At 61.5% G+C, this 21,858-nt stretch carries 28 protein-coding genes and 1 riboswitch; of the genes, 20 read left to right on the top strand and 8 right to left on the bottom strand.

The window, feature by feature from the left end:
• Positions 1 to 42 precede the first annotated feature (42 nt).
• Positions 43 to 678, bottom strand: coding sequence for a YiaD family glycine zipper/OmpA-like lipoprotein (locus tag HOC_RS22815; RefSeq protein ID WP_199285880.1), 636 nt, complete (start codon positions 676 to 678; stop codon positions 43 to 45).
• A 184-nt stretch (positions 679 to 862) separates the two neighbouring features.
• On the opposite strand from HOC_RS22815, the gene rlmN reads away from it, so the two are divergent.
• Positions 863 to 2,032, top strand: coding sequence for a dual-specificity RNA methyltransferase RlmN (gene rlmN / locus HOC_RS08920; RefSeq protein ID WP_035537682.1), 1,170 nt, complete (start codon positions 863 to 865; stop codon positions 2,030 to 2,032).
• Between the two features lie 22 nt (positions 2,033 to 2,054).
• Positions 2,055 to 2,462: a GFA family protein gene (locus HOC_RS21760; protein WP_084146227.1), complete on the top strand. Its 408-nt coding sequence runs from the start codon at positions 2,055 to 2,057 to the stop codon at positions 2,460 to 2,462.
• A gap of 7 nt (positions 2,463 to 2,469) precedes the next feature.
• On the opposite strand, the gene HOC_RS08915 is transcribed toward HOC_RS21760, so the two are convergent.
• Positions 2,470 to 3,819 carry a serine hydrolase domain-containing protein gene (locus HOC_RS08915; RefSeq protein ID WP_206741554.1) on the bottom strand — a complete coding sequence of 450 codons (1,350 nt, stop codon included), beginning with the start codon at positions 3,817 to 3,819 and terminating at the stop codon, positions 2,470 to 2,472.
• Between the two features lie 11 nt (positions 3,820 to 3,830).
• On the opposite strand from HOC_RS08915, the gene HOC_RS08910 reads away from it, so the two are divergent.
• Positions 3,831 to 4,403, top strand: coding sequence for a histidine phosphatase family protein (locus HOC_RS08910; protein ID WP_035537676.1), 573 nt, complete (start codon positions 3,831 to 3,833; stop codon positions 4,401 to 4,403).
• A 74-nt stretch (positions 4,404 to 4,477) separates the two neighbouring features.
• Positions 4,478 to 4,852, top strand: coding sequence for a hypothetical protein (locus HOC_RS08905; RefSeq protein WP_035537674.1), 375 nt, complete (start codon positions 4,478 to 4,480; stop codon positions 4,850 to 4,852).
• A 10-nt stretch (positions 4,853 to 4,862) separates the two neighbouring features.
• Here the strand turns inward: HOC_RS08905 and HOC_RS08900 are convergent, their stop codons facing one another.
• A complete protein-coding gene (locus HOC_RS08900; RefSeq protein WP_035537671.1) occupies positions 4,863 to 5,042 on the bottom strand; it encodes a hypothetical protein in 180 nt (59 codons plus the stop codon).
• A gap of 162 nt (positions 5,043 to 5,204) precedes the next feature.
• Between HOC_RS08900 and HOC_RS08895 the strand changes: the two genes are divergently transcribed.
• The 6 genes from HOC_RS08895 (at position 5,205) to HOC_RS08870 (ending at position 9,253) form a co-directional block, all read left to right on the top strand.
• Positions 5,205 to 5,981: a phosphodiester glycosidase family protein gene (locus HOC_RS08895; protein WP_084146226.1), complete on the top strand. Its 777-nt coding sequence runs from the start codon at positions 5,205 to 5,207 to the stop codon at positions 5,979 to 5,981.
• Positions 5,982 to 6,040: 59 nt separating this feature from the next.
• The gene (locus HOC_RS08890) at positions 6,041 to 6,421 is read left to right on the top strand and encodes a DUF2065 family protein (RefSeq protein WP_035537669.1); all 381 of its coding nucleotides are present in this window, start codon (positions 6,041 to 6,043) and stop codon (positions 6,419 to 6,421) included.
• 6 nt (positions 6,422 to 6,427) lie between these two features.
• A complete protein-coding gene (locus tag HOC_RS08885; protein WP_035537665.1) occupies positions 6,428 to 6,829 on the top strand; it encodes a hypothetical protein in 402 nt (133 codons plus the stop codon).
• Between the two features lie 90 nt (positions 6,830 to 6,919).
• Positions 6,920 to 7,276 (top strand): ArsC/Spx/MgsR family protein, encoded by a 357-nt coding sequence (locus tag HOC_RS08880; RefSeq protein ID WP_035537664.1) that lies wholly within the window; start codon positions 6,920 to 6,922, stop codon positions 7,274 to 7,276.
• Between the two features lie 86 nt (positions 7,277 to 7,362).
• Positions 7,363 to 8,223: a hypothetical protein gene (locus tag HOC_RS08875; protein WP_035537662.1), complete on the top strand. Its 861-nt coding sequence runs from the start codon at positions 7,363 to 7,365 to the stop codon at positions 8,221 to 8,223.
• A 34-nt stretch (positions 8,224 to 8,257) separates the two neighbouring features.
• Complete coding sequence (locus HOC_RS08870; protein ID WP_035537661.1) at positions 8,258 to 9,253, top strand: hypothetical protein; 996 nt, start codon at positions 8,258 to 8,260, stop codon at positions 9,251 to 9,253.
• A gap of 9 nt (positions 9,254 to 9,262) precedes the next feature.
• On the opposite strand, the gene HOC_RS08865 is transcribed toward HOC_RS08870, so the two are convergent.
• Entirely contained in the window at positions 9,263 to 9,688 is a 426-nt protein-coding gene (locus HOC_RS08865) for a winged helix-turn-helix transcriptional regulator (protein ID WP_035537660.1), read from the bottom strand.
• Between the two features lie 108 nt (positions 9,689 to 9,796).
• Here HOC_RS08865 and HOC_RS08860 point away from each other — a divergent pair, with 108 nt between their 5' ends.
• From HOC_RS08860 to HOC_RS08850, 3 genes are all read left to right on the top strand, one after another.
• On the top strand, positions 9,797 to 10,555 hold the full coding sequence (locus tag HOC_RS08860) for an SDR family oxidoreductase (protein WP_035537659.1): 759 nt from the start codon (positions 9,797 to 9,799) through the stop codon (positions 10,553 to 10,555).
• 91 nt (positions 10,556 to 10,646) lie between these two features.
• Entirely contained in the window at positions 10,647 to 11,372 is a 726-nt protein-coding gene (locus tag HOC_RS08855) for a hypothetical protein (protein WP_051624671.1), read from the top strand.
• A 101-nt stretch (positions 11,373 to 11,473) separates the two neighbouring features.
• A complete protein-coding gene (locus HOC_RS08850) occupies positions 11,474 to 12,601 on the top strand; it encodes an acyltransferase family protein (RefSeq protein WP_035537657.1) in 1,128 nt (375 codons plus the stop codon).
• A gap of 7 nt (positions 12,602 to 12,608) precedes the next feature.
• Here the strand turns inward: HOC_RS08850 and HOC_RS08845 are convergent, their stop codons facing one another.
• Positions 12,609 to 13,064 carry an SRPBCC domain-containing protein gene (locus HOC_RS08845; RefSeq protein WP_035537655.1) on the bottom strand — a complete coding sequence of 152 codons (456 nt, stop codon included), beginning with the start codon at positions 13,062 to 13,064 and terminating at the stop codon, positions 12,609 to 12,611.
• Positions 13,054 to 13,416, bottom strand: coding sequence for an ArsR/SmtB family transcription factor (locus HOC_RS08840; RefSeq protein WP_035537652.1), 363 nt, complete (start codon positions 13,414 to 13,416; stop codon positions 13,054 to 13,056). Before HOC_RS08840 ends, HOC_RS08845 begins: the two co-directional genes overlap by 11 nt.
• Before the next feature lie 104 nt (positions 13,417 to 13,520).
• Positions 13,521 to 13,619: riboswitch (TPP riboswitch) on the top strand.
• On the opposite strand from HOC_RS08840, the gene HOC_RS08835 reads away from it, so the two are divergent.
• The 7 genes from HOC_RS08835 to HOC_RS08805 all read left to right on the top strand — a co-directional run bounded on the left by HOC_RS08835 (position 13,615) and on the right by HOC_RS08805 (position 20,680).
• Positions 13,615 to 14,001: an MmcQ/YjbR family DNA-binding protein gene (locus HOC_RS08835; protein WP_035537651.1), complete on the top strand. Its 387-nt coding sequence runs from the start codon at positions 13,615 to 13,617 to the stop codon at positions 13,999 to 14,001. Its footprint overlaps the riboswitch before it by 5 nt.
• Positions 13,998 to 14,420 (top strand): DUF1801 domain-containing protein, encoded by a 423-nt coding sequence (locus HOC_RS08830; protein WP_035537650.1) that lies wholly within the window; start codon positions 13,998 to 14,000, stop codon positions 14,418 to 14,420. Before HOC_RS08835 ends, HOC_RS08830 begins: the two co-directional genes overlap by 4 nt.
• A complete protein-coding gene (gene thiC / locus HOC_RS08825) occupies positions 14,417 to 16,312 on the top strand; it encodes a phosphomethylpyrimidine synthase ThiC (protein WP_035537649.1) in 1,896 nt (631 codons plus the stop codon). Before HOC_RS08830 ends, thiC begins: the two co-directional genes overlap by 4 nt.
• Entirely contained in the window at positions 16,305 to 16,724 is a 420-nt protein-coding gene (locus HOC_RS08820; RefSeq protein ID WP_035537648.1) for a hypothetical protein, read from the top strand. Before thiC ends, HOC_RS08820 begins: the two co-directional genes overlap by 8 nt.
• Positions 16,725 to 16,913: 189 nt before the next feature.
• Positions 16,914 to 17,585: an AbiU2 domain-containing protein gene (locus HOC_RS08815; protein ID WP_035537647.1), complete on the top strand. Its 672-nt coding sequence runs from the start codon at positions 16,914 to 16,916 to the stop codon at positions 17,583 to 17,585.
• Between the two features lie 429 nt (positions 17,586 to 18,014).
• A complete protein-coding gene (locus HOC_RS08810; protein WP_035537646.1) occupies positions 18,015 to 19,325 on the top strand; it encodes a JmjC domain-containing protein in 1,311 nt (436 codons plus the stop codon).
• A 188-nt stretch (positions 19,326 to 19,513) separates the two neighbouring features.
• On the top strand, positions 19,514 to 20,680 hold the full coding sequence (locus tag HOC_RS08805; RefSeq protein WP_051624670.1) for a protein kinase domain-containing protein: 1,167 nt from the start codon (positions 19,514 to 19,516) through the stop codon (positions 20,678 to 20,680).
• 475 nt (positions 20,681 to 21,155) lie between these two features.
• Here HOC_RS08805 and HOC_RS08800 read toward each other — a convergent pair whose 3' ends face one another.
• The gene (locus HOC_RS08800) at positions 21,156 to 21,443 is read right to left on the bottom strand and encodes a GIY-YIG nuclease family protein (RefSeq protein WP_035537644.1); all 288 of its coding nucleotides are present in this window, start codon (positions 21,441 to 21,443) and stop codon (positions 21,156 to 21,158) included.
• A gap of 9 nt (positions 21,444 to 21,452) precedes the next feature.
• Positions 21,453 to 21,824 carry a hypothetical protein gene (locus HOC_RS08795; RefSeq protein WP_156950432.1) on the bottom strand — a complete coding sequence of 124 codons (372 nt, stop codon included), beginning with the start codon at positions 21,822 to 21,824 and terminating at the stop codon, positions 21,453 to 21,455.
• Positions 21,825 to 21,858 lie beyond the last annotated feature (34 nt).

Raw genomic sequence — 21,858 nt, 5'->3', positions numbered from 1 at the left:
GCTGACGGGCGTTTCGTAACTCTGGCCTTTTCAGGCTGCAAATCAGCTTTCGGTGATCGGCGTCAGGATGATCTCGACGCGGCGGTTGGCGCGGCGGCCAGCTTCGGTCGAGTTGTCGGCGATCGGCTGGGTTTCACCCATGCCATAGGCCTGAAGGCGAACCGGGGTCACGCCCTGATTGATCAGGTAGGATTTGACCGAATTGGCGCGGCGCTCGGACAGGGCCTGGTTATAGGCATCATCACCATCGGAGCTGGCATGGCCAACAATGTCGACAGCCGTCGACGGATAGTTGACGATCGTGTTCGAGACATCGTTGAGCGACTGGTAGAAGCCCGGCAGGATTTCTGCGCTGTTCACGTTGAACGTCACGTTCGATGGCATGGTCAGGGCAATCTGGTCGCCATTACGGGCCACTTCGATGCCGGTACCGGCCGTTGCGGCGCGCAGTTCGCGCTCCTGCTTGTCCATGTACGCGCCAGCGGCACCGCCGGCGATCGCGCCGACAACAGCGCCGATGGCTGCGTTACGGCCGTCATCACCGCCCGCCAGCGTGCCGAGGCCTGCGCCTGCAATGGCGCCAGCGCCGGAACCGATCAGGACACGGTTGCTTGGGCCGGTTTCACAAGCTGTAGGGATAAGGGCGAGCGCGACTGCGCCAAGAATGAGATGTCTCATGGAGATCCTCCAAATTGCGGGCAGGGTTTTTTTAACTCAGCCCCGTTGATAAGCGTTCAATACGCGTGAACCGGGCTTTCGGTTGCGCGTGTGGCAAATTAAAGGCTGCCACATTAACTTCCGTCCATAATGCCCTGCCGCCGACGGTTTCTGCGCCGGTCAGCCCATGCTATAGCGCGATTTCATGACAATCACACTCGATCTCTCTCGCAAGCCCGACCAGCCCCAGGGCCAACGTTCCCTGGCCGGAATGCCCCTGCCTGCGTTGAAGGCAGAGCTTGAGGCCATGGGGCTCGACCCCAAGAAGGCCTCCATGCGCGCCAAGCAGATTTCGCGCTGGAGCCAGTATTTCGGCGCCACCAGCTTCGAGGGCATGACCGATATCGGCAAGGAGCTGCGCGCAGAACTCGCCGCGCGCTTCACGCTCGACCGCCCGGAGATCGCCGATCATCAGGTCTCGAAGGATGGCACCCAGAAATGGCTGTCGCGCTTCCAGCCCGGCGTTGAAGGCGAAAGCGTCTACATTCCCAGTGTCGGCATGGATGGCGGGGCGCTCTGCGTCTCGTCCCAGGTCGGCTGCACACTGAACTGCACCTTCTGCCATACCGGCACGCAGGCCCTCGTGCGCAATCTCACCGCGCAGGAAATCACCGCGCAGGTCATGATTGCCCGCGACGCGCTCAATGAATGGCCCTCCTCCATCGAAGCACGCAACCTCACCAATATCGTCTTCATGGGCATGGGCGAGCCGCTCTATAATCTGGATAACGTCGCCGCCGCCATCGACACGATCTCGGACGGCGACGGCATTTCCATCGGCCGGCGCCGCATCACCGTCTCCACCGCCGGCGTCGCCCCGAAAATCCCCGAGCTGGGTGAGCGCACAAACGCCATGCTCGCCATCTCGCTGCACGCCACAAATGACGACCTGCGCAACGAGCTGGTGCCGATCAACCGCAAGTACGACCTGCAAATGCTGTTCGAGGCCATCCGCGCCTATCCGGGCAGTGGCAACTCGCGCCGCGTCACGTTCGAATATGTCATGCTGAAAGGCATCAATGACACGCAGGCCGAGGCGCGCGAGCTTGTCCGCCTGCTGAAGGGTGTGCCTGCCAAGATCAACCTGATCCCGTTCAACCCCTGGCCGGGCAGCCCCTATGAATGTTCCGACTGGGAAACCATCGAAGCCTTCGCCGAGATCGTGAACCGGGCCGGCTACGCCTCGCCCATCCGCACCCCGCGCGGCCGCGACATCGACGCCGCCTGCGGCCAGCTCCGCTCCGAAAGCGTCAAGAAATCCGCCGCCGAAAAACGCCGCGAAGCCCTGGAAGCGGCCGCCTCGCCGGAGGCGTGAGGGCGGCATTGGGAGAAGAGACATGGCTGTGACGGGTGGATGTTTGTGCGGAAACGTACGGTTCACGTATGATGGAGAAATCGGGCCTGCGGGCTATTGCCATTGCGCAGATTGTCGTCGCTGTACAGGAGCGGCTTACGCCCTTTCAGTCCGGTTCGTCGAAGCCCGGTTTGATTTGGAGCGGGGAACACTCGGCGAGTTCGCAAAAGTTGGTGAGAGCGGCCACGCACTGACGCGTCATTTCTGTGTCGCTTGTGGCTCACCGGTCTATACATCATCCGCGCGACACCCGGAGTTCATTTACGTGAAGGCGGGCGTCATCGACGATGCATCAATTGTTCACCCGACCCACCAAATATGGACACAATCACGCGTCTCATGGGCAGAAATTGCCGATGACATTGAGAGCTTTGAACGCAGCCGCACTTGATCGACTGTCACGTCGCCCCCGCTCGCCGCCGACCGAACCATATAAACGCCACCCCACCCGCGATAATCACCAGCGCGCCTGACGCAAATACGATCAGGATGCGGCGCAAGTCGAACAGTACGATTGTATCAAGCCCCACCTTCCCTGTCTGCCAGTGCACCCATTCGCCGCCGATCTCGCTGGCCAGCGTGGCATGGCCCGACGACAGCACGATCAAGCCATTGCCCGTTGCCGGGTCGAGGCGCGCGGTTGTGTTGATGGCCGGGAAGTTGCTGCCATCATGCCCGATGACAAAGCCGCCCGCCCCGTTCGGCGCATAGAGGGATTCGCCAAGGCCCCAGACCGGCAGGCTATAAACAAACGCCTCCGGCGCGGCCATCGCTGCCAACGTCTCCGGGCTCAGCACACCGCACCCCGGCGCCGCGCCCGGTGTCGCCACCTGCGCCTCCAGAAACCGTGTCATGTCAGCGACAGACGTATAGAGCGAGGCCGCTCCCGTGGCGGTAAACCTGTAATGCACTGCCTCTGATCCGTCCGCCGCATAGATCTCCGCAAGATGCTCCGGATCGGGATCAACAAACGTCGACGCGCTCATCCCCAGCGGCGAAAACACGGCGCGGCGCATGTAATCGTTGAATGCCTCGCCCGACACCTCCTCGATGACCAGTTGCAGGACAAGATACCCGCCGCCCGAATAGCGCCATGTCCCGTCCGCCCGCGCGCCGACGCGCACAACACCGCTCCGGCCCGGATAGGCGTCCACCGGATCGGTCAGCTCATCCACAATGGACGGCAGGTCCACATCCGGGCCAAAACCGAGAAAGCCGAGCCCATCCGTCAGGCCCGCGCTATGGCTCAGCAAGCGGCGCACCGTCACCTGATCATTGTCAAACGCGCCCGGCGGCAGCGTCCAGCGCGTCAGATAGCGCGAGACCGGCGCATCAAGGTCCACCCGCCCGTCCTCGACAAGCGTCATCACGCCCCACGCCGTCAGCCATTTGCTGACCGAAGCGACCTGAAACAGAGACTCCGCATTCACCGGGCGCCCCTGCGATGCGAACCAGCTGCCTGACGCCTGCCCGCCTTCCAGCAGAACGATGGCCATATTGCCCTCGGACTCCGCCGCATATCGCCCCTCAGCCCAGAGCAGGAACGCCTCTGCATCCCCCCGCTCCGCCACCATGGGTCGCCACCACCCCTCCCGCGCCCCGACAACCACCACCGTGGCCCAAAGCCCAAGCGCGACCATAACCGCCAGAATGATGCCCAAGACGCGTTTCATCCAGTCATTGCGACCATTTCCGCTCGCCCTAGTCAATCGCACGACGATCTGCTCATGGTGAGCCGACAAGGCCATAAAGGTAAATCATGATCTATCTCGTTCGCCATGGAGAAACCGAACTCAATCGGCAGAAAGTCTATCAGGGGCAAAAGGACTCAAACCTGACTGAGCGAGGAGAAGCGCAGGCCTTGTCGATGGGAGAGCGGCTACGGACGATATTAGCCGGCAGACCTTTTCAGTTCCACGCCAGCCCCCTCGGCCGTACGCGACAGACGGCCCAGATCATAAATCAGGAGATAGGGTGCCCTGAAATAGTATTCGACTGGAGGATTGCCGAGATCGACATAGGTGACTGGAGTGGTCTGACAGCTGACGAAATAACGGCAGCCTGCCCCGGAGCGTTTGATGGCCCGGGACAGTTCGATTGGGGCTTCAGAGCGCCAGGAGGCGAGAACAGGGCAGCGTTTCTCGGCAGGCTTCAGGACTGGCTGTCCAGCGTACAAGAACAAGGCGGCATCCATGTCGTCGTCTCGCACGGTTGGGCAGGCTTTGGCTTGCGGGCCTTGTGTACCGGGGTGACGATGGAGGCCGTTGGCCAAGTGACGCCGCCACAAGACGCGATATTCTGCCTCGACCGAGATCAAGCATGGAGAATGTGACCCGGTTTCAGCACAGGTCAAAAGCAGCCACATGATAAGTCTCTCAACGATCCGGCAGACAAAGTGAGATACGCATGAGAAAACAATATCACTTCAGGCCCAGCCGCAACGGTTCCTACGCCTGGGATGTTGATCGGCTGGTCACCTTGTCTGCCTCACTTGCACCGAAGGCCATTGCACTCGATCAGATTGCCGAGCTGGATGAAACCTACTGGTTTTCAGAGGGCGACACACCCTCCTGCCGAGCCATCGCCGAGCACTTCAAGCTAATGATGGCGGCAGACCTTCAATACCCCATCATCCTCTGCGCGGAGGGTCGACTCATGGATGGCATGCACAGAATCACGAAAGCCCTCGCCCACGGAGAGCAGACCATCCTGAGCGTGCGCTTTGACCAAACCCCGGAACCGGATTTCACAGACATCCAACCGCACGACCTGCCCTATTGAGCCGCCCCGCCTAGCGCAGTTTCGCAATCTTGAGCTTGTCCAGCTTCGCGCGCGTGTGGATCGATTCCTCGCTGCGCGTCATCGCCTTGCTGATGGCTTTGAGCCCCATGCCTTTCTTGGCCAGCGTGTGCAGCTTCTGCACCTCGTCGGTTGTCCATGGCTGGCGGTGGCGTTCGAATTTCTCGGCCATGGCGGCCTCCTTATGGCAGGGCCGCACCATTGGGGCGGGGCTGGCCGCAGCCTAGCCCACACCGTCCGCCAGCGCGACCCTTCCCCGGCATCCCAAACGCCCCACAGAATTCTGCGCTTCCCCTGTCTGGAATTTGCCACGAACGCCCGCTAGCGTCCGGGAATGGTCCACGAATACCCCCGGAAGCCCCTCGGAATACTCCTTGGCGCCCTCGCGCTGGCCCTTCTTGTCGCCTGCAAGCCCCCAGCCGCGCATGCCTGCAACCCGGTCACGTTCGATGCAACGCCCTACACGGTCTGCGCCTATGACGTCGCCACCACCGACATACGCCTCTTCCTCACCCATCCGGACGGGGCGCCCTATGCCCAGTTCGACCGGCTGCGCGACACGCTCCAGTCAGACGGATACGCCCTCGCCTTCGCCATGAATGGCGGCATGTATCATGACGACCGGCGCGCCGTCGGCCTCTATGTCGAAGACGGCGTGCAGCTGGCCCCGCTCGTCAAATCCGCCGGTCCCGGCAATTTTGGCATGCTGCCCAATGGCGTCTTCTGGATCGACGGCGGCGCAGCAGGCGTTACAGAAACCAATGCCTATGCCGCGCGCTTCGATGCCGCGCCGCCACGCTATGCCTCCCAGTCCGGCCCCATGCTCGTGCTGGACGGCCAACTGCATCCGGACTTCAACGAGAACGGCCCCAGCAAGAAACGCCGCAATGGCGTCGGCCTCAGCGCAGATGGAAAGACGCTCTACTTTGCCATCAGCGACACAGCCGTTAACTTCCACAGTTTCGCCCGCCTCTTCCGCGACCAGCTCGGCACGCCCAATGCGCTCTATCTCGACGGCGTCGTCTCGCGCCTCTACGCCGCCGACCTCCAGCGCGACGAACCCGGCCTCGACCTCGGCCCCATCGTCGCCGTTGTCACGGACGCGCCCTGACACAATTCGGCCCTGCGCCAGACCTATGCTAGGCTAAGGTCAATGCAGGAGCCTGCGCCATGATTGCCGACACGGTTTGCGTCATCTTTGGAATCTATGCCCTCGCCGCAGGAACCGGCATGGTGATCGAGCCTGCCCGCGCGGGCCGCCTGCTTGCCGCCTTCGAGAACAGCCCGGAAGTGGCTTACGTCACCGGCGCCTTCATGTTCTTCCTTGGCGCGGGCGTGCTCGCTTTCACTGACGGCTTCAGCACGGTCACGCAGGGCATCAGCACATTCATCGCCGCCGTGATGGTGGTGGAAAGCCTGCTCCTTCTCGCCTGGCCAAAGCCCATCCTCGCCCTCGGCCGCTGGATGATGCCGGAGGACGACCATGTGCGCGGCTTCGGCCTCGTCACCATGGCCTTCGGTTTGGTTATCGCCGTGCTCGGCACCATATAGGGACCCATGACGATCAGACATTTCACGAAAAACATGGCTCTCGTGCTTGGCGTCCTCGCCGGAGCGCTTCAGGCGACCGGTGAAGGCCAATGCAGCGATCAAAACGCATCCATAATCGAAAGTGCACTGGAATCCCGGCTTGAGGCCGAATCCAGTGCTGTTGTCTGGATGAGGAACAACAAGCAATTTGAGCTGAACAGCTGTCTCGCCTCGGGCGATGGCAATGAAGGCGAGGGCACGCTTTCGTTTACCGGAGCGGACGGCGCCGCGTATTGGGTCAAAGGGCGCGCCAGGCTCAACCCGGGCGGAAAAATCGTCTCAAACGAATTCATTGATGCCAGTAACAGCTTCAAAACCCTCGCCATCATGAAGGCGGGCGCGATGGCCGCCGGTGCCGGCGGGGGCTGATGGCGGGTGGAGCCGCGTCATCCTCCGCTTGCATTGCTTCCGGAATTCGCCTCTTTTTGCCCCTGAATATGCATAGAAAGACGCGTTGAAATGTCCAATCCGCCCCTGACGCTTTACGGCCTGAAGAATTGCGACTCCTGCAAGAAGGCCATGCAGGCGCTGACCGCCGCTGACCATGAGGTCGCCTTCGTCGATATCCGCGAAGAGGCAGACCTGGCCGAGCGCGTACCCACCTGGCTGAAAGCCGTCGGCGCCGAGGCGCTCGTCAACCGCCGCTCGACCACATGGCGCGGCCTCACCACCGACCAACAGGCCAAGGCCCTCGGCGACGGAGCCGCCGCCCTCCTCATCGAAAACCCGACCCTGATCAAGCGCCCCGTCATCGACACCGGCGCCGACATCCTCGTCGGCTGGACCAGCGGCACCGAGCAGGCCCTGCAGAACTGACGCTGCCCACGGCCTGCCATCCCCTCCAGGGGTCATGACGTCCGCCCGCGCCGTGGCTAGGATTGCGACAAGGAGAGCCATGACCCATGCTTCGTTTCACTTTTGCTGCCGCCCTGTTCGCGCTTGTCACCCACGCCCCAGCTAGCGCCGAAGAGGCCGCCGCCTGCCCGGCCCAGACCGAGCAGAACCTCTATAATCTCGGCTACCAGGTTAAGAGCGGCCTCGAACACGATACGGTCAAAGTATTTCAGTACGCCGCGGCAGCGGTAGACCAATGCTCAGACCGGACTGACGTGAATGGCCTCGCCGTTCCGCTGCTTGATGCGGTGGCAAAAGCATTCCCGCCAGGTGAATCCCAGCTGGTTGCCCTCTCCAAAGCCTATGAAGCCGTGATCAACAATGGCCGCGCCTGGCGAGTCGAGATTCCGAGCGTTACGATTACCCTCCCCGATGGCAGCGCGAGCCAGGTCGATACCTACAGCGCGGTCACCGACTATCATTACAAGTCGATCATACCCCAATTGCTGACGCTAGCCGATACCGGGACCGTCCACCCGATGTTCACGGGCGCGCCGCTCGCAGAATGCCCTTTCCCGCCAAGTGCTGAGGACCGTGTGCTGAAAGAGGCGAAAGCTCTGCGCGATGCGGCCGAGAACCGCTGGGATGGCGAGGTCACTTTCGCGACCAATCGCCTGCGGGCCCTGCGCGATGCCTGCGATTTCGTGCGTCCCCGGCTGACATATGAACTCGGTGAGCTTTATGCCCATGCCGCCACAGAGCAGCACACGATGACCCATAACGAAAAGGCGGTCGAACTCGCGGGACATGCGGTGACCGAACTCGAAGACTTCATGACCTATGCCGGTCTCGAGCCGCCCCTTGCAGACTGGAAATTTAACGTGCCGGCCGACATTGCAAACATGAAGAAACTTATCACTGACAACTGACCGCGCCGCCAACGCCGCCACCCCGGAACGCCCCATGACCCACCCACTGACCCGCACGCTTTTCTCACTTGGCCTCACGGCGCTGGCGACCTGCCTGCCAGCCGCCCATGCCGCGCCCGACAGCGCCTGCCCGGCCGATGCCGAACAGCGGCTCTACGACATGGAAACCGCGATCCGGCAGGGCACGCAGAAAGACCCCGTCGCGATTGTCACAATGGCAGAATGGGCGATCGAAACCTGCCCCGACCGGCCTGACGCGCAGGCGATCGCCGCCACGCTGATGAGCGCGGCCGTACGCACGACGAATGATCTGGATGTGCTGGACCGCTACATGACGGTGATGCTGACGGCGATCCGGCAGAGCGACTATGCCTGGAATACCAAGCAGGACCCCAGTGTCCTCAAACAAGCCGATGGCAGCGAAGCCAGTTACTTCGGCTATAGCACCGCCACCGGGGTACTGACCGGAACGGCCCTGCCCTATCTCACCGCCATGGCCGGATCGGGCCGTATCCACCCCGCCATTTCCGGTGAACCACTCGGCATATGTCCCTATGCCGACCATTCGGATAGCCGACTTGAGAGTGAAGTCAGCCTGTGGGACAAATCCATAAAGGGAAAAAATGGCGATCCCATTTTCACATGGGCCGAGAACCGCCTTACAGCGCTGCACGCCGCCTGCCCCACCCATCGGCACGACCTGGATTTCTACCTCGCCCGCCTCTATGGCCAGGAAGTCGAAACCCTCACCCACTGGAACCACAATTACATGGAGGCGATGAATTACGGCAGCGGGGGCTACTACTGGTCCAACGCCTTCGCCGGCGATCCCATCTTCAGTGAAGAAAAGATGCAGGTGAAGAAGGCCGAACTGGACGCCAAGGCCCGCCCGCTTGCGGAAAAAGCCAAGCCCTATCTCGCCGCATTTTTCTACACACAGCCCGGTGAGGACCGGACTTTCGACACAAAACTGGATGCAGCAAAGGTCTGGCGAGACGCAGTCGAAAAGCTGGACGCCGCGCCGGAGTAGAAGCCGCGCCTACTCCCGCGTATCAAACGCCTCGCGTGACGCCTCGATCTCTTCGAGATGGCGCTCGGCCCAGACCCAGACGCCGCAAAAGGCCGCGCCAAGGCTCTCGCCCAGCGCCGTCAGCGCATATTCCACCTTTGGCGGCACAACCGGATAGACCGTCCGCGTCACCAGCCCGTCGCGTTCCATCAGGCGCAGTGTCTGCGTCAGCATCTTCTGGCTGATGCCTTCAATCGCCCGCCCGATTTCGGAAAAGCGCATCACACCCTTTTCGTTCAGCTCCTCCAGGATCAGCATGGTCCACTTGTCGGCCACACGTCCGATCAGCTCATTGACCAGTCGGTCCACCTTGGGGTCGGTCTCCGGCGAGGGCGTATCGAGATGATGCTCCGCCTCGGCAATCTGCGCCGGTGTAAACGATGAAATGCCTGCCATGACGCATACTCTCTTTTTGGTAAGTATAATTCTTTCAGGTGCCTTCTTACGCAAAGAGAGCATGTCACCATATTCAGCTCAACACCGCTGAACACAAGGAGACATGCGATGAAAACCAAAGGCAACACGATCCTGATGACAGGCGGCGGGTCCGGCATTGGCCGCGAACTCGCCCGTGAACTCCACGCCCTTGGCAACACGGTCATCGTCGCCGGCCGCACGTCTGCCAGCCTCAATGAAACCATCAAGGATCGCGACGGCATGCACGCCCGCACGCTGGATGTGACCAATGCCGAAGACATTGCTCGCTTCGCCGCGGAACTGGTGAAGGAGTTCCCCGCCCTGAACACGCTGTTCAACAATGCCGGTATCATGGCCAAGGAAGACTGGCTGGCCGATCCGGTCGACCTCACCATCACCGAGAACACGATCACCACCAACCTCCTCGGCCCGATCCGCCTGACGGCTGCCCTCCTGCCCCACCTGCGCGCCCAGCCCGTCGCGCGGGTCGTGAACGTCACGTCAGGCCTCGCCTATGTGCCGCTGGCTCACACACCCGCCTACAGCGCCTCGAAGGCGGGCCTGCACGCCTGGACGCAATCGCTGCGCTACCTGCTGCAAGACACAAACGTCGAGCTGATCGAGCTCGCCCCGCCCGGCGTGCAGACCGATCTCACCCCCGGCCAGTCGACCCGCGAAGTCTACATGCCACTCAAGGATTTCATCGCCGAAACAATGGAAAGCTTCAGCATCGAGGACACACCCGATGAAGTTGCCGTCGAGCGCGCCAAGATGCTCCGAAGCGCCGAACGCGAAGGCCGCTTCGACCAGACCTTCAAGATGTTGAACGACAGCTACCAGGGCTGACCCATATGCGGCCGGGCGCGCCAAGAGGCCGCGCCCGGCCGCATTGACCCAGGCGCTCCGCTATGGCCCAAGGCGCCGGATCGGAGCGCCCATGTCAGATGCCATCAGCCTGTTCGTCTCTGCCCGTTTCAACGGGCCACCGGGCATGGGCAATGGCGGCTTCTCGGCCGGCCTTGCCGCGCAGCTGATTGATGGCCCGGCAGAGGTTTCTCTCCGCGCGTCTGTGCCGCTCGACACGCCGCTCAGTCTCGTGCCCACGCAAGGCGAGCACGCATACGAATGCCGACAGGGCGACCAGATTGTCATGACAGCCAGCCGTGCTGCGCCGCTTGCGCCCCTGCCGTCGCCGCCGCCCTCCCTCGCCATCGCCCGCAAGGGCCGCGACCATTATCCCCCGGTCGAAACGCATGCCTTCCCGGCCTGTTTCGTCTGCGGCCCTGCGCGCACAGACGATGGCCTCTGCATCTTCACGGGCAAGCCGGATGGCTTCGACGGCGTTGCCGACACATGGACGCCGTCTGAGGCCTTTGCAGACAAGACCGGCCAGATCAGGCGCGAAGTCCTCTGGGCCGCGCTGGACTGCCCCGGCGCCTTTGCCATTGGCTTTGAGGACAGGCCCATGGTGCTCGCCCGCATCATCGCCGAGATCCACGCGCGCCCCCGCGCCGGCGAGGAGGTCATCGTCGCCGCCTGGCACCTCTATGATGAAGGCCGCAAGCACGGCGCCGCCACGGGCCTGTTCTCCGCAGACGGCACACTGCTCGCCCAGTCCGAACAACTCTGGATCGACCTGAAGCCCCCGGTGACCGCCGCCTGAGCCCGCCCGGCTCCGCCTTTCACTCCGTCACAATTCACGCTAAGCGTCGCTGCGTCCGGGGCGCCCAAGCCCCTGAGCTGGAGGGCTCTCCGAGTTGCGCAATGACGATGCCTGAGCTCCACTCCACCCCGGCCAGACCAACGCTGGACAGCGTGCAGGCGCTAAGGGGGCTGGCCGCCGTGATGGTGGTCTTCTTCCACGCCCAGACCGCAGAACTCGCCCCGGGCATCTGGGCGCGCGGCTATGCCGGTGTCGACCTGTTCTTCGTCATATCCGGTTTCATTCTCACCTATGTCTCGCGCGACTATACCCGCGACCTGCCGACCGTCGCGCGCTTCCTCTATGCGCGCGCCACGCGGGTCTATCCCCTCTGGTGGGTCTTCGCATTGATCCTGCCGCTCTATTTTCTCGTCACCTATGGTGCGCCCCTGCCGCCCGATCAGTCCGCCCTGATCACCAACCCGCCCGCCTATATCCTGAAATCCCTGCTGCTCTGGCCGCAGTCGGAAATGCCGGTGCTGAAAGTCGGCTGGACACTCATCCACGAGCTATTCTTTTACATGATCTTCAGTCTCGCACTGCTGTTCAGGCGCTCGGCCCTGCCGGTCCTGCTCATCGTCTGGGCGGGCCTGACACTGCTCGGTTCCTGGCTGGTTCAGGGCGCAAACCTGGAGAGCCCGGTTCTGGCGCTCGCCACCTCGCACCTGACGCTGGAATTCATCGCCGGGGCCTTTGTCGCCCTTGCGGTGACGCACCGGCTTCACATCCAGCCACGCATCATCCTCCTGCTGGGATTGGCCGGACTTGTCGCTGCGCTGGTTCTCTACACGACTCCCACGCCAAGGTCGCTGCTATGGGGCCGGGTGGGCGTCTTCACCCTGCCCTGCTGCGCCCTGCTCTATGGAAGTGTCGTGATGGAGCAGAACCGGGGCCTGCGCATCCCCGGCTGGTGCGTCGCGCTCGGCAACTGGTCCTACGCGCTTTACCTCGTGCACACGATCATCATTCTCGGCCTGCAGCGTCTCTCGCGCGAAGCAGGCCTCAGGCTCCCGGAAGGCTGGAAAACCTGGCTCGTCTATTCAGAGCCGGGCATCGTCGGCAATCTGGTCTTCGTCCTCGCCATCTTCGCGCTCAGCATCCCCGCTGCTGCCTTGGCGCACATCTATATCGAACGCCCATTCCTGCGGCTCACACGGAAAGTCATGCAGCGCCCCGGCGCGGCCGCCTGAGCCCGCCTTACGCCACGAGCGTTCCCAGGCGAAGCAGCGCGCTCTCCCACCCTTCCTGCACCCCTGCGAGCAGGTCCGACCCGTCCACGGCCAGTGTCTGCAGCGTGAGGACCAGCCGTGTGCCCGGCCCGTCCGGCAGGAACTCCGCCGCGACAAGGCTGACACCTTCCAGCGCCTCAAGGCCCGCGATACTCTCTGTGTAGATGATCCGGCTGTTAGGCACGATGTCATGGTAGCGCGCCCGCACGATCGCGATCGCTTCCTCGCCCATCATGCAGCTGGTCACATCCTCTCCGTTCACGGAAAAATCTTCAGCGTCGATCCTGAGGTCGATCTCATCGGACGGCGAGCCCCAGATGCGACGCTTCTCCGGATCGGCCCAGGCGTCGAACACATGCGCCGGGCTGGTGGCATAGGTTCGCTCCATCGTGACGGTGTCGTGGCGGATCGTGTCATGGCTCATGTCTGCTTGCCTTCTTGTCAGGTGTGTCGAGAAAATTGCCCAGCCGGTCGAGGCGCGCGGCCCAGGCCTGCTGGTATTGCGTGATCCAGCCATCGAGTTCCGCCAGTCGCGCGGTCTCCAGACGGCACCGCCGCACCCGGCCCTGCTTGCGCGTCGACACGAGGCCGGCCGATTCCAGCACGCGCACATGCTGGAGAAAGCTCGGCAGCGCCATGTCATAAGGCTCGGCCAGTTCCGCGATGCTCGCCTCGCCAAGGCTCAGCTGCGCGATGACACCGCGCCGCGTGGCATCAGCGAGCGCCTGAAAGCCTCGGTCGAGGGCGATGGGGTCAGCGGATGAATACTTAGGCATACGCCTATCTATTCCGCGGCCCGACCGAGAGTCAAGTCACTTAGGCAAATGCCTAAGTTTAGACCACACCCCCTTTCAATTCCGGCGCAACCCGCCTATCATTTCAGCCATCCGAGGGGTGTCCGCGATGGTCGCGGGCTGAGAGTTACCCTTTGAACCTGATCCGGCTCATACCGGCGCGAGGGACGGAGGACAGACTTGACGCTCGACGAGTTCACAGCGCATTGCAAATCCCTCGCCCACTCGACCTATGTCTGCCAGTGGGGCGGCTCCCATGTCTGGAAGATCGGCGGCAAAGTCTACGCCATTGCGGGTGACGCGGACGGCGAGATCACCGGCGTCTCCTTCAAGGTCACGCCCATCGCCTTCCATATCCTGAAAGAGCAGCCCGGCTGCCGCGGCGCGCCGCATCTTGCCTCACGCGGCATGAAATGGATCCAGCGCACCGGCGACGAGACCATGTCCGACGCCGAACTCCTCACCTATATCCGCGACAGCTACCGCCTCGTCGCCGCCGGCCTCACCAAGAAACTCCAGAAAGAACTCGGCCTCTCGCCCGCCGTCCCGAAAGGGTTTCCGTCATGAGCAAAGCCGCGCTCGTCACGCCAAGTGTGGAAGCCGCCTTTGACGCTTTCCCAGCCCCTGCGCGCGCCTACCTCCTGAAGCTACGCGATCTCATCCGCGCCACCGCGCAGAAAACACAAGGCGTCGGCCCGCTCACCGAAACCCTGAAATGGGGTGAGCCCGCCTACCTCACCAATGCCACCAAAAGCGGCACCACCATCCGCCTCGGCTGGAAGCCCGCCGCGCCGAACACCGCCCAGCTCCTCGTCCATTGTTCCACCACGCTCGTGAACGAGTGGCGCGACCTCTACGCCGACACGCTCGCCTTCTCCGGCACCCGCGCCATCGACCTCGACATCACCGCGCCCCTGCCGCGCGCCGAACTCGCCCATTGCATCGCAATGGCCCTCACCTATCACGCAAGAAAGCCAGCCAAATGAACAAGCCCGCCGACCAGTCCGCCTTCGAAACGCCCACCGTCACCACGGGCCCCCTCCCCGCCAGCCGCAAGGTCTATTCCCATCCGCTGCCGGACCTCGCCGTCCCGCACCGCGAGATCGACCTTCACCCCAGCGCGAATGAGCCGCCCGTCGCCGTCTATGATACGTCCGGCCCCTATACCGACCCGTCCGTCACCATCGACGTGGAAAAAGGCCTCGCCCGCGATCGCCGCGACTGGGTGCTCGAGCGCGGCGGCGTCGAGGAATACGAAGGCCGCCATGTGAAGCCGGAAGACAATGGCGGCGCCAATGGCAAATACCTCGCCCGCGAATTCCCCGTCCGCCACCGGCCCCTGCGCGGTCTCGATGGCCACATGGTCACGCAATATGAATTCGCCAGGGCCGGCGTCATCACCAAGGAAATGGTCTATGTCGCCACCCGCGAAAACATGGGCCGCGCTGAGGCCCACGAAGACGCCGCCGCCACCATCGCCGACGGCCAAAGCTTCGGCGCCCATATCCCCGAATTCATCACGCCCGAATTTGTCCGCGACGAGATCGCCGCTGGCCGCGCCATCATCCCCTGCAACATCAACCATGCCGAGCTTGAGCCGCAGATCATCGGCCGCAACTTTCTTGTCAAGATCAACGCAAACATCGGCAACTCGGCCGTCACCTCATCGGTGGAAGAGGAAGTCGACAAGATGGTCTGGGCCATCCGTTGGGGCGCCGACAATGTGATGGACCTCTCGACAGGCCGTAACATCCACAACACGCGCGAATGGATCCTGCGCAACTCCCCTGTCCCCATCGGCACCGTGCCGATCTATCAGGCGCTGGAAAAGGTCGACGGCGTCGCTGAAAACCTTACCTGGGAAATCTATCGCGACACGCTGATCGAGCAGGCCGAACAGGGCGTCGACTATTTCACCATCCACGCAGGCGTGCGCCTCGCCTATATCCACCTCACCGCCAATCGCGTCACCGGCATCGTCTCGCGCGGCGGCTCGATCATGGCGAAATGGATGCTCGCCCACCATAAAGAGAGCTTCCTCTACACCCATTTCGAGGAAATCTGCGACATCATGCGCAAGTATGACGTCTCCTTCTCCCTCGGCGATGGCCTGCGCCCCGGCGCCACGGCCGACGCCAACGACGCCGCCCAGTTCGCCGAACTCGAAACCCTCGGGGAGCTGACAAAGGTCGCCTGGGCGAAAGGCTGCCAGGTCATGATCGAAGGGCCCGGCCACGTGCCGATGCACAAGATCAAGGTCAACATGGACAAGCAGCTGCGCGAATGCGGCGAGGCGCCCTTCTACACGCTCGGCCCCCTCACCACAGACATCGCGCCCGGCTATGACCATATCACGTCCGGCATCGGCGCCGCGATGATCGGCTGGTTCGGCACGGCCATGCTCTGCTATGTGACGCCCAAGGAGCATCTCGGCCTGCCCGACCGCGACGACGTCAAGGTCGGCGTCATCACCTACAAGCTCGCTGCCCACGCGGCAGATCTCGCCAAGGGCCACCCGACCGCCCACCTGCGCGACGATGCCGTCTCCCGCGCCCGCTTCGATTTCCGCTGGGAAGACCAGTTCAACCTGGCGCTGGACCCCGAAACCGCCCGCGACTTCCACGACCAGACCCTCCCCAAGGAGGCCCACAAGGTCGCCCACTTCTGCTCCATGTGCGGCCCCAAATTCTGCAGCATGAAGATCACGCAAGAGGTCCGCGACTACACCGCCGGCCTCTCCGACAACGAACGCGCCGACCTCGAAAAACAAGCCGCCGCCGCGAGAGCGGGCATGGCCGAGAAGTCAAAAGAGTTCATGGACAAGGGCGGGGAGATTTATTTGTCTGAAACCGGTGAAACACGGGAAGCCATTGATTAAACGAATCATCTCCCGCGCCTGCGCTCTGCTTGCCGCCGCTTTTATCAGCGGCGTCAATTTCGCACACGCGCAGGCATGTGTGTGTCCAGATCAGACCTTTGAGTTCGCACTCGCTGAGGCCGATTTTGCATTTCTTGGCAAAGCTCGGGGATCAGGCGATGTCTGTGACGGGACCATCCATCGTCCGGGTGACGCACCTTTCGCAACCATGTTCGATGTTATCGAAGTTCTCGGGGGCGAAGTCGATGAACGTTTCCTTGTCCGCCACGACAAGGCCGCAGCCTATTGCGGCAAAGTCTTTGAGCCTGGGACAGAGTATCTGGTTTTGGGTACGGTCAACGAAAAAGGCGCTGCTTTCACGAACGCCTGCTCAGCTCGGTCGGTAACATCGAAACTGGTAAAAGGGAAATAGGTGCCTAGCTCGGGAGAAAGACCGACCAGCCCCGCAAAGGCGTGGTGGAGAAGAGCAAGGAATTTATGGACAAGGGGGGCGAGATTTATTTGTCTGAGAGCGGTGAGGTGAGGGAGCCGATTGATTGATGTTTGGCTCTCTCTACGACTGAAATGTCGAGGCTGACAAAACTTCGAGGATTACAAAAATATGTCCGGCGCCAAATCGTTTGAAAATCTCAAGTCTGACAGTTCCAGAATCTTAAAGTCGCTGCGCTCAAACACTTCTGCTGGCATAACAAGCCTCGCCGTTTTCGAACAAGGGAATGGCGAAAACGAAGAGCACCGTAAAAGCTTGCACGATCTAGTAAGCCAACGACACGCAGGGATGACTTTTGATCATATTATGCGGTCAATGTTGAACCTTGCTGTCATGGACGTGTCGAGAATGACGGACAATCCAGGAACGGATAGACTTTCTTTAAGTCGATTGGTTCGATTGGTCGATGGACACAAGAGCGATTTCGAGAATGCAGCACTGCACTGGTATGATGATTTACTTGGTTTTCCCAATGCCCAAGCGGAGACGTCAGCAGCAAAAGTTGTTGAAGAATGGGATGTATTCCACGATAACTTGCAAATTCTACAGCGCTCGGGCGAATTAAAGCGTGTGCGCGCACTTCGCAACAACGAGCTCGCCCACAGCCTTGGGAAATCTTTTCAGCTTCCAGTAATTTTAGATATCAAGCAGGTGCTTCTAAAAATCGGGAATGTGGTCTCGTCGGCGAGCTTCGCTCTGGAGGGCCTGGAGTGGGGCGTTGACGATTACGTAGTCTCCAGAAATGAAAATGCTCGAACTTTTTGGGACTGCTTCGGTCAATAAGGGATGCGCTACGAGCAGACGTAGGATGGGTCAAGGGAGCGGCAGCCATAGTGAGCTCTCGCCACACACCCCTCTCCCCGTCCGCACACCCAACCCTCCCCCCGATGACCCCTGCGAAGGCAGGGGTCCATGGACTGGCGTTTGAGCCAAAGTGCGGGAGGAAAGTTCGGTCCATGGATACCTGCCTTCGCAGGTATCCTCGGGTGGCGAGAGGGTTTCGGGAATTGCGGGGCACTGTCTCGGCGCAGCGATCCCCACCGCTCGTCCGCGCCACACACATCGCTTAGTGGGTTACGCCTTCGGCTAGCCCAGCCCACGGATTCCCGGCTTGCCGCAGCCTCCCCCCACGCCCCCGCCTTGAGCCCCGCCCTGATACCGTTTACGTCTAGGCCTCGGCTCAACGTAAGGTAATCCGGCGGCGCATATCCCATGACCCAGACAGACTTCAACGCCCTGCTCGGCCCCGGCGCGCCTGACGCGGCCGCCCCGCCCGCGCCCCTCACCGGCCGCGAGCTGGAGGCCCTGCTCAGCCCCCTGACGCCCGAGGCCTTCGCCACTGACTATTTCGCCCGCCAGTCGCTCAATGTCGAAGGCCCCGAGACCAAGTTCGCCCACATCTTCAGCTGGGCGCGGCTGAAGCAGGCCCTCGCGCGCGGCGAGACCCTGCAGGACCGGCGCTTCAACCTCATGGCCTCCTTCGCGGGCGGCGAGGCCGATGGCAGCCGCCGCCCCATGTTCGAGGCGCAGATCCCCCAGGTCACCGAGCTGCTGACCGCCGGCGCGACCGTCTGCATCACCAATATCCACATGGCCGATCCCGCGCTTGCCCGCTGGGCGCAGGCCCTCCGTACCCAGCTCAACTTCTCCGGCACGGTGGGCGTCAATTGCTATGTCTCGCCCGATGGCGCGGGCCTGCCCATGCACTATGACCGGCGCGTCGCCACCACGCTCCAGATCGCGGGCAAAAAGCGCTGGACCTTCTCCACAGAGGCCGCGCGCCCCTGGCCCGACGCGAACGCCACGTATAAAGACGGCCAGATCGTCTCCGCCGCCGCAGACCCCGGCACGCCCCCCGCCAGCATGACCTTCCGCACCGTGGAGCTAAGCCCCGGAGACCTGCTCTGCCTGCCCGCCGGGGCGTGGCATTCGGCCCGCGGCATCGGCGTGTCGCTCGCCCTCAACGTCTACTTCGCCCCCCGCAACCTGTTCGACCAGCTCGCCCCCCTGCTGCTGGAATTTGCCAGTGCGAGTGACCAGTGGCGCGGCGGCCCGCCCGCCACGGTCGGCGCGATTGACGGCCGCATGCCGCCCCCCGTCGCCGCCTATATGCGCGCGCGGCTCGACGAGTTTTACACGCAGGCCCGCGCCATCATCGACAATCCGCAAGGCATGGCGCGCCCCTGGCTCGACGCCCTCACCGACGGCCCCTATACGGGCTGGACGCCAGACCCCGTCCAGCCCCTGCCCCGCGCCACGGCGGAAGACCGCTTCCGTGTCGCCCGCGCCGCGCCCCTGCGCTTCATCGAAACCGGCGACACGCTGGCCCTGCCCTGCGACGGCGGCCTGCTCACCTTCCCCGCCACGCTCGCCCCCATCCTCCGCCGCATGACGACCGAAACCGCCGGCTTCACCCTCCCGGACGTCATCACCTGGCCCGAAAGCGCCACCGCCCCGCCCCCCAAGGACATCATCCTCCACCTGCAAACCCTCTACAGGAACGGATTGCTGGAGATGGTGTAGGGGGTGGCTAATATCTTACTCAACAAAGAGTGCCGTCAACGTCCGCGCGGACGCGCGGAAAATCAAAAACTCATGCCGGGAGAGGCAGTACATATTCGTCAAAGGGGGGTGAACTGGTTTATCCATTCACTAGCGCCCCTGCTATCCGAATCGATCTACGATAAGTAGAATGCTACGTGAGCCTGATAATGAAAAGCCAACAGTTTAAACGCGAAATCGAATTCGATAGACCTAAAAAGTATCAGACCGTCCGTGTGCTGGGTCGAGGCGCATGCGGCGAAACCGTTCTTGTCCACGATGACGATATGAATGTTGATTTAGTTGTCAAAAAATACTGTCCAGTGGTCACTCAGGAGTCGAACCCTGAACTGTTTAAAAATCTCATGGATCGGTTTCGAGATGAGGCACGCATCCTTTTCCAGCTCAATCATCCGAACATAGTACGCGTTTTCAATTTCTTCGATTACCAGAAGCAAAAAACTTCTTACATTGTAATGGAGTTTGTTTCGGGCACAGACATAGAGACCTATATTGAACAAAATCCATTGAGCTTCGACGTAATATTCGAGAAGGTCATAAGTGGATTTGAGCATCTTGAGATCAAGGGAATTCTTCACAGAGATATTCGACCAACAAACCTAATGGTCACCGATAGCGGCGAGCCAAAGATTATCGACTTCGGATTTGGAAAAGCAATCGATCTTGATGCGGAAGATGAGGGCAAGAGTATAAGTTTAAACTGGTGGTGCGAAGTGCCGCCGGAATTTGCGAATTCAATATATGATTTTCAGACAGAGGTGTATTTCGTCGGGAAATTATTCGAACGCATTTTGTCTGATGCATCTCTAACTGGTACAAAGTATGCGAAGATGATCGCTAAAATGTGCGCTCCATCGCGGGGAACGCGTTTTGAGAGCTTTGGCCAAATCTTCACGGCACTCAATCAGGAGCTTTTTGAGACTATTGAGTTCAGCCCTCAGGAAATTATGTTGTATAGAAGTTTCGCGGATGAGCTATTTGGCGCTTTTTCCGAGATTGATCCTAATGCCACATATTCCCGAGATGCTTCGGCACTAATTGAAGAGTTGGAAGCCCTTCACAAGACGGTCATGCTTGAAGAGTTTTTGCCCGACCCTGCAGCGATCTGCAGAGTCTTCGTAAAAGGTGGATTCAAGTACTACAAAAATTTGCCCATTAATGTCGAATTGGTCGATCAGTTCTTGAGGCTGCTGAAAGGCTTAACGGGTAACAAGCGAGAAGTGGTGGTCGCCAATATCGGCAGCCGCTTGGACGCGATAAAAAGACCTGGGCCGAGGGTATTCACTCAAGATTTGGACGACCAGATACCATTCTAGCAAGCGTAGGGTGGGTTGAGCGCAGCGATACCCACCATTTGCTCGCCACACACCCCTCTCCCCATCCGCACACCCAACTCTCCCCCCGATGGCCCCTGCGAAGGCAGGGGTCCATGGACTGGCGTTTGAGCCAACGCGCATTGGCAAAGTTCAGGCCATGGATACCTGCCTGCGCAGGTATCCTCGGGGGGTGAGAGGATTTCTGGAATTGCAGGGTACGGTCACTGCGAAGCGATACCCACCATTTGCCTCACCACACACCCCTCTCCCCCTCCGCACACCCAGCCCTCCCCCCGATGGCCCCTGCGCAGGCAGGGGTCCATGAACTGGCGTTTGAGCCAAGGCGCATTGGCAAAGTTCAGGCCATGGATACGCCCGGCGCTTGCGCTTGGGCCTGCTCCGGGGCAATCGCAATGCGATTGCTGTTCCCTCCGCAGCTACGCAGGCATCCTCGGGTGGCGAGGGGGATTCGCGCTTACTGGTTCAGCGTGAAGTAGAGATCGCGCCAATCCGGGTTCGCCTCCTCGATCAGGCGGATTTTCCAGGCGCGCTTCCATTTCTTGATCTGGTATTCACGCGTCTTCGCGCTCTCGCGGCTCTCGTGCACCTCATACCAGACGAGGCGTTTGACACTGTGCTGCCGTGTAAAGGCCGCGCCGCGTCCTTCGCGATGGTTCCATGTACGATAGGCGATGTCATCGGTGTGCCCCGTATAGAGCGTACCAATCTTCTGGCTCGCCATGATGTACACGTAGAAGGCCATGCCCACCCCTTAAACAAACAACCCCGCCAGCCCCAGCCCTGTCACGAGGCTGAACATAGGGATGACCGGGAAGCGCAGGGGCGAGAGGCCGGATTTCACTGCCGTGAACAGCGCAACGCACACAAAGCCCGCCGCGCCCGCCGTCGCGATGGCGGCATAGTCGGCATGTTCCGGGTGCACCGCGCCTGCCGCAAAGCCGAGCGCGATGAAGAGGGTCGACACCGTGCCGAGGTGCCACATCAGGTAGGCCAGCCATTTGAGGCCCGGCTCCATTTCCACCGCGAGAAACGGCCGCACGAATTTCGCCCCGCCCAGGAAGACATGGATGAACACGGTCAGCGTCGCCACGCCCGCCGCTGCCCAGAAAAATACTGCCGTCATCGCCATGGCCTCCCCGCCGTTTTGCAGGAACGCT

It is taken from the genome of Hyphomonas oceanitis SCH89 (genome assembly GCF_000685295.1).
Lineage (GTDB): Bacteria > Pseudomonadota > Alphaproteobacteria > Caulobacterales > Hyphomonadaceae > Hyphomonas > Hyphomonas oceanitis.
Note: the sequence above shows the minus strand (reverse complement) of the source record. Positions and strands in the feature narration are given on the sequence as shown.

Coding starts and splice junctions, on each gene's coding strand:
- HOC_RS21760 (WP_084146227.1), top strand. CDS start 2,055: ATGGCTGTGACGGGTGGATGTTTGTGCGGAAACGTACGGTTCACGTAT.
- HOC_RS08845 (WP_035537655.1), bottom strand. CDS start 13,064: ATGAGCCATGACACGATCCGCCACGACACCGTCACGATGGAGCGAACC.
- HOC_RS08805 (WP_051624670.1), top strand. CDS start 19,514: ATGAAAAGCCAACAGTTTAAACGCGAAATCGAATTCGATAGACCTAAA.
- HOC_RS08905 (WP_035537674.1), top strand. CDS start 4,478: ATGAGAAAACAATATCACTTCAGGCCCAGCCGCAACGGTTCCTACGCC.
- HOC_RS08865 (WP_035537660.1), bottom strand. CDS start 9,688: ATGGCAGGCATTTCATCGTTTACACCGGCGCAGATTGCCGAGGCGGAG.
- HOC_RS08890 (WP_035537669.1), top strand. CDS start 6,041: ATGATTGCCGACACGGTTTGCGTCATCTTTGGAATCTATGCCCTCGCC.
- HOC_RS08830 (WP_035537650.1), top strand. CDS start 13,998: ATGAGCAAAGCCGCGCTCGTCACGCCAAGTGTGGAAGCCGCCTTTGAC.
- HOC_RS08885 (WP_035537665.1), top strand. CDS start 6,428: ATGACGATCAGACATTTCACGAAAAACATGGCTCTCGTGCTTGGCGTC.
- HOC_RS08880 (WP_035537664.1), top strand. CDS start 6,920: ATGTCCAATCCGCCCCTGACGCTTTACGGCCTGAAGAATTGCGACTCC.
- HOC_RS08860 (WP_035537659.1), top strand. CDS start 9,797: ATGAAAACCAAAGGCAACACGATCCTGATGACAGGCGGCGGGTCCGGC.
- HOC_RS08910 (WP_035537676.1), top strand. CDS start 3,831: ATGATCTATCTCGTTCGCCATGGAGAAACCGAACTCAATCGGCAGAAA.
- thiC (WP_035537649.1), top strand. CDS start 14,417: ATGAACAAGCCCGCCGACCAGTCCGCCTTCGAAACGCCCACCGTCACC.
- HOC_RS08870 (WP_035537661.1), top strand. CDS start 8,258: ATGACCCACCCACTGACCCGCACGCTTTTCTCACTTGGCCTCACGGCG.
- HOC_RS08895 (WP_084146226.1), top strand. CDS start 5,205: ATGGTCCACGAATACCCCCGGAAGCCCCTCGGAATACTCCTTGGCGCC.
- HOC_RS08800 (WP_035537644.1), bottom strand. CDS start 21,443: ATGGCCTTCTACGTGTACATCATGGCGAGCCAGAAGATTGGTACGCTC.
- HOC_RS08815 (WP_035537647.1), top strand. CDS start 16,914: ATGTCCGGCGCCAAATCGTTTGAAAATCTCAAGTCTGACAGTTCCAGA.
- HOC_RS08915 (WP_206741554.1), bottom strand. CDS start 3,819: ATGGCCTTGTCGGCTCACCATGAGCAGATCGTCGTGCGATTGACTAGG.
- HOC_RS08810 (WP_035537646.1), top strand. CDS start 18,015: ATGACCCAGACAGACTTCAACGCCCTGCTCGGCCCCGGCGCGCCTGAC.
- HOC_RS08850 (WP_035537657.1), top strand. CDS start 11,474: ATGACGATGCCTGAGCTCCACTCCACCCCGGCCAGACCAACGCTGGAC.
- HOC_RS08875 (WP_035537662.1), top strand. CDS start 7,363: ATGCTTCGTTTCACTTTTGCTGCCGCCCTGTTCGCGCTTGTCACCCAC.
- HOC_RS08900 (WP_035537671.1), bottom strand. CDS start 5,042: ATGGCCGAGAAATTCGAACGCCACCGCCAGCCATGGACAACCGACGAG.
- HOC_RS22815 (WP_199285880.1), bottom strand. CDS start 678: ATGAGACATCTCATTCTTGGCGCAGTCGCGCTCGCCCTTATCCCTACA.
- HOC_RS08855 (WP_051624671.1), top strand. CDS start 10,647: ATGTCAGATGCCATCAGCCTGTTCGTCTCTGCCCGTTTCAACGGGCCA.
- rlmN (WP_035537682.1), top strand. CDS start 863: ATGACAATCACACTCGATCTCTCTCGCAAGCCCGACCAGCCCCAGGGC.
- HOC_RS08795 (WP_156950432.1), bottom strand. CDS start 21,824: ATGACGGCAGTATTTTTCTGGGCAGCGGCGGGCGTGGCGACGCTGACC.
- HOC_RS08840 (WP_035537652.1), bottom strand. CDS start 13,416: ATGCCTAAGTATTCATCCGCTGACCCCATCGCCCTCGACCGAGGCTTT.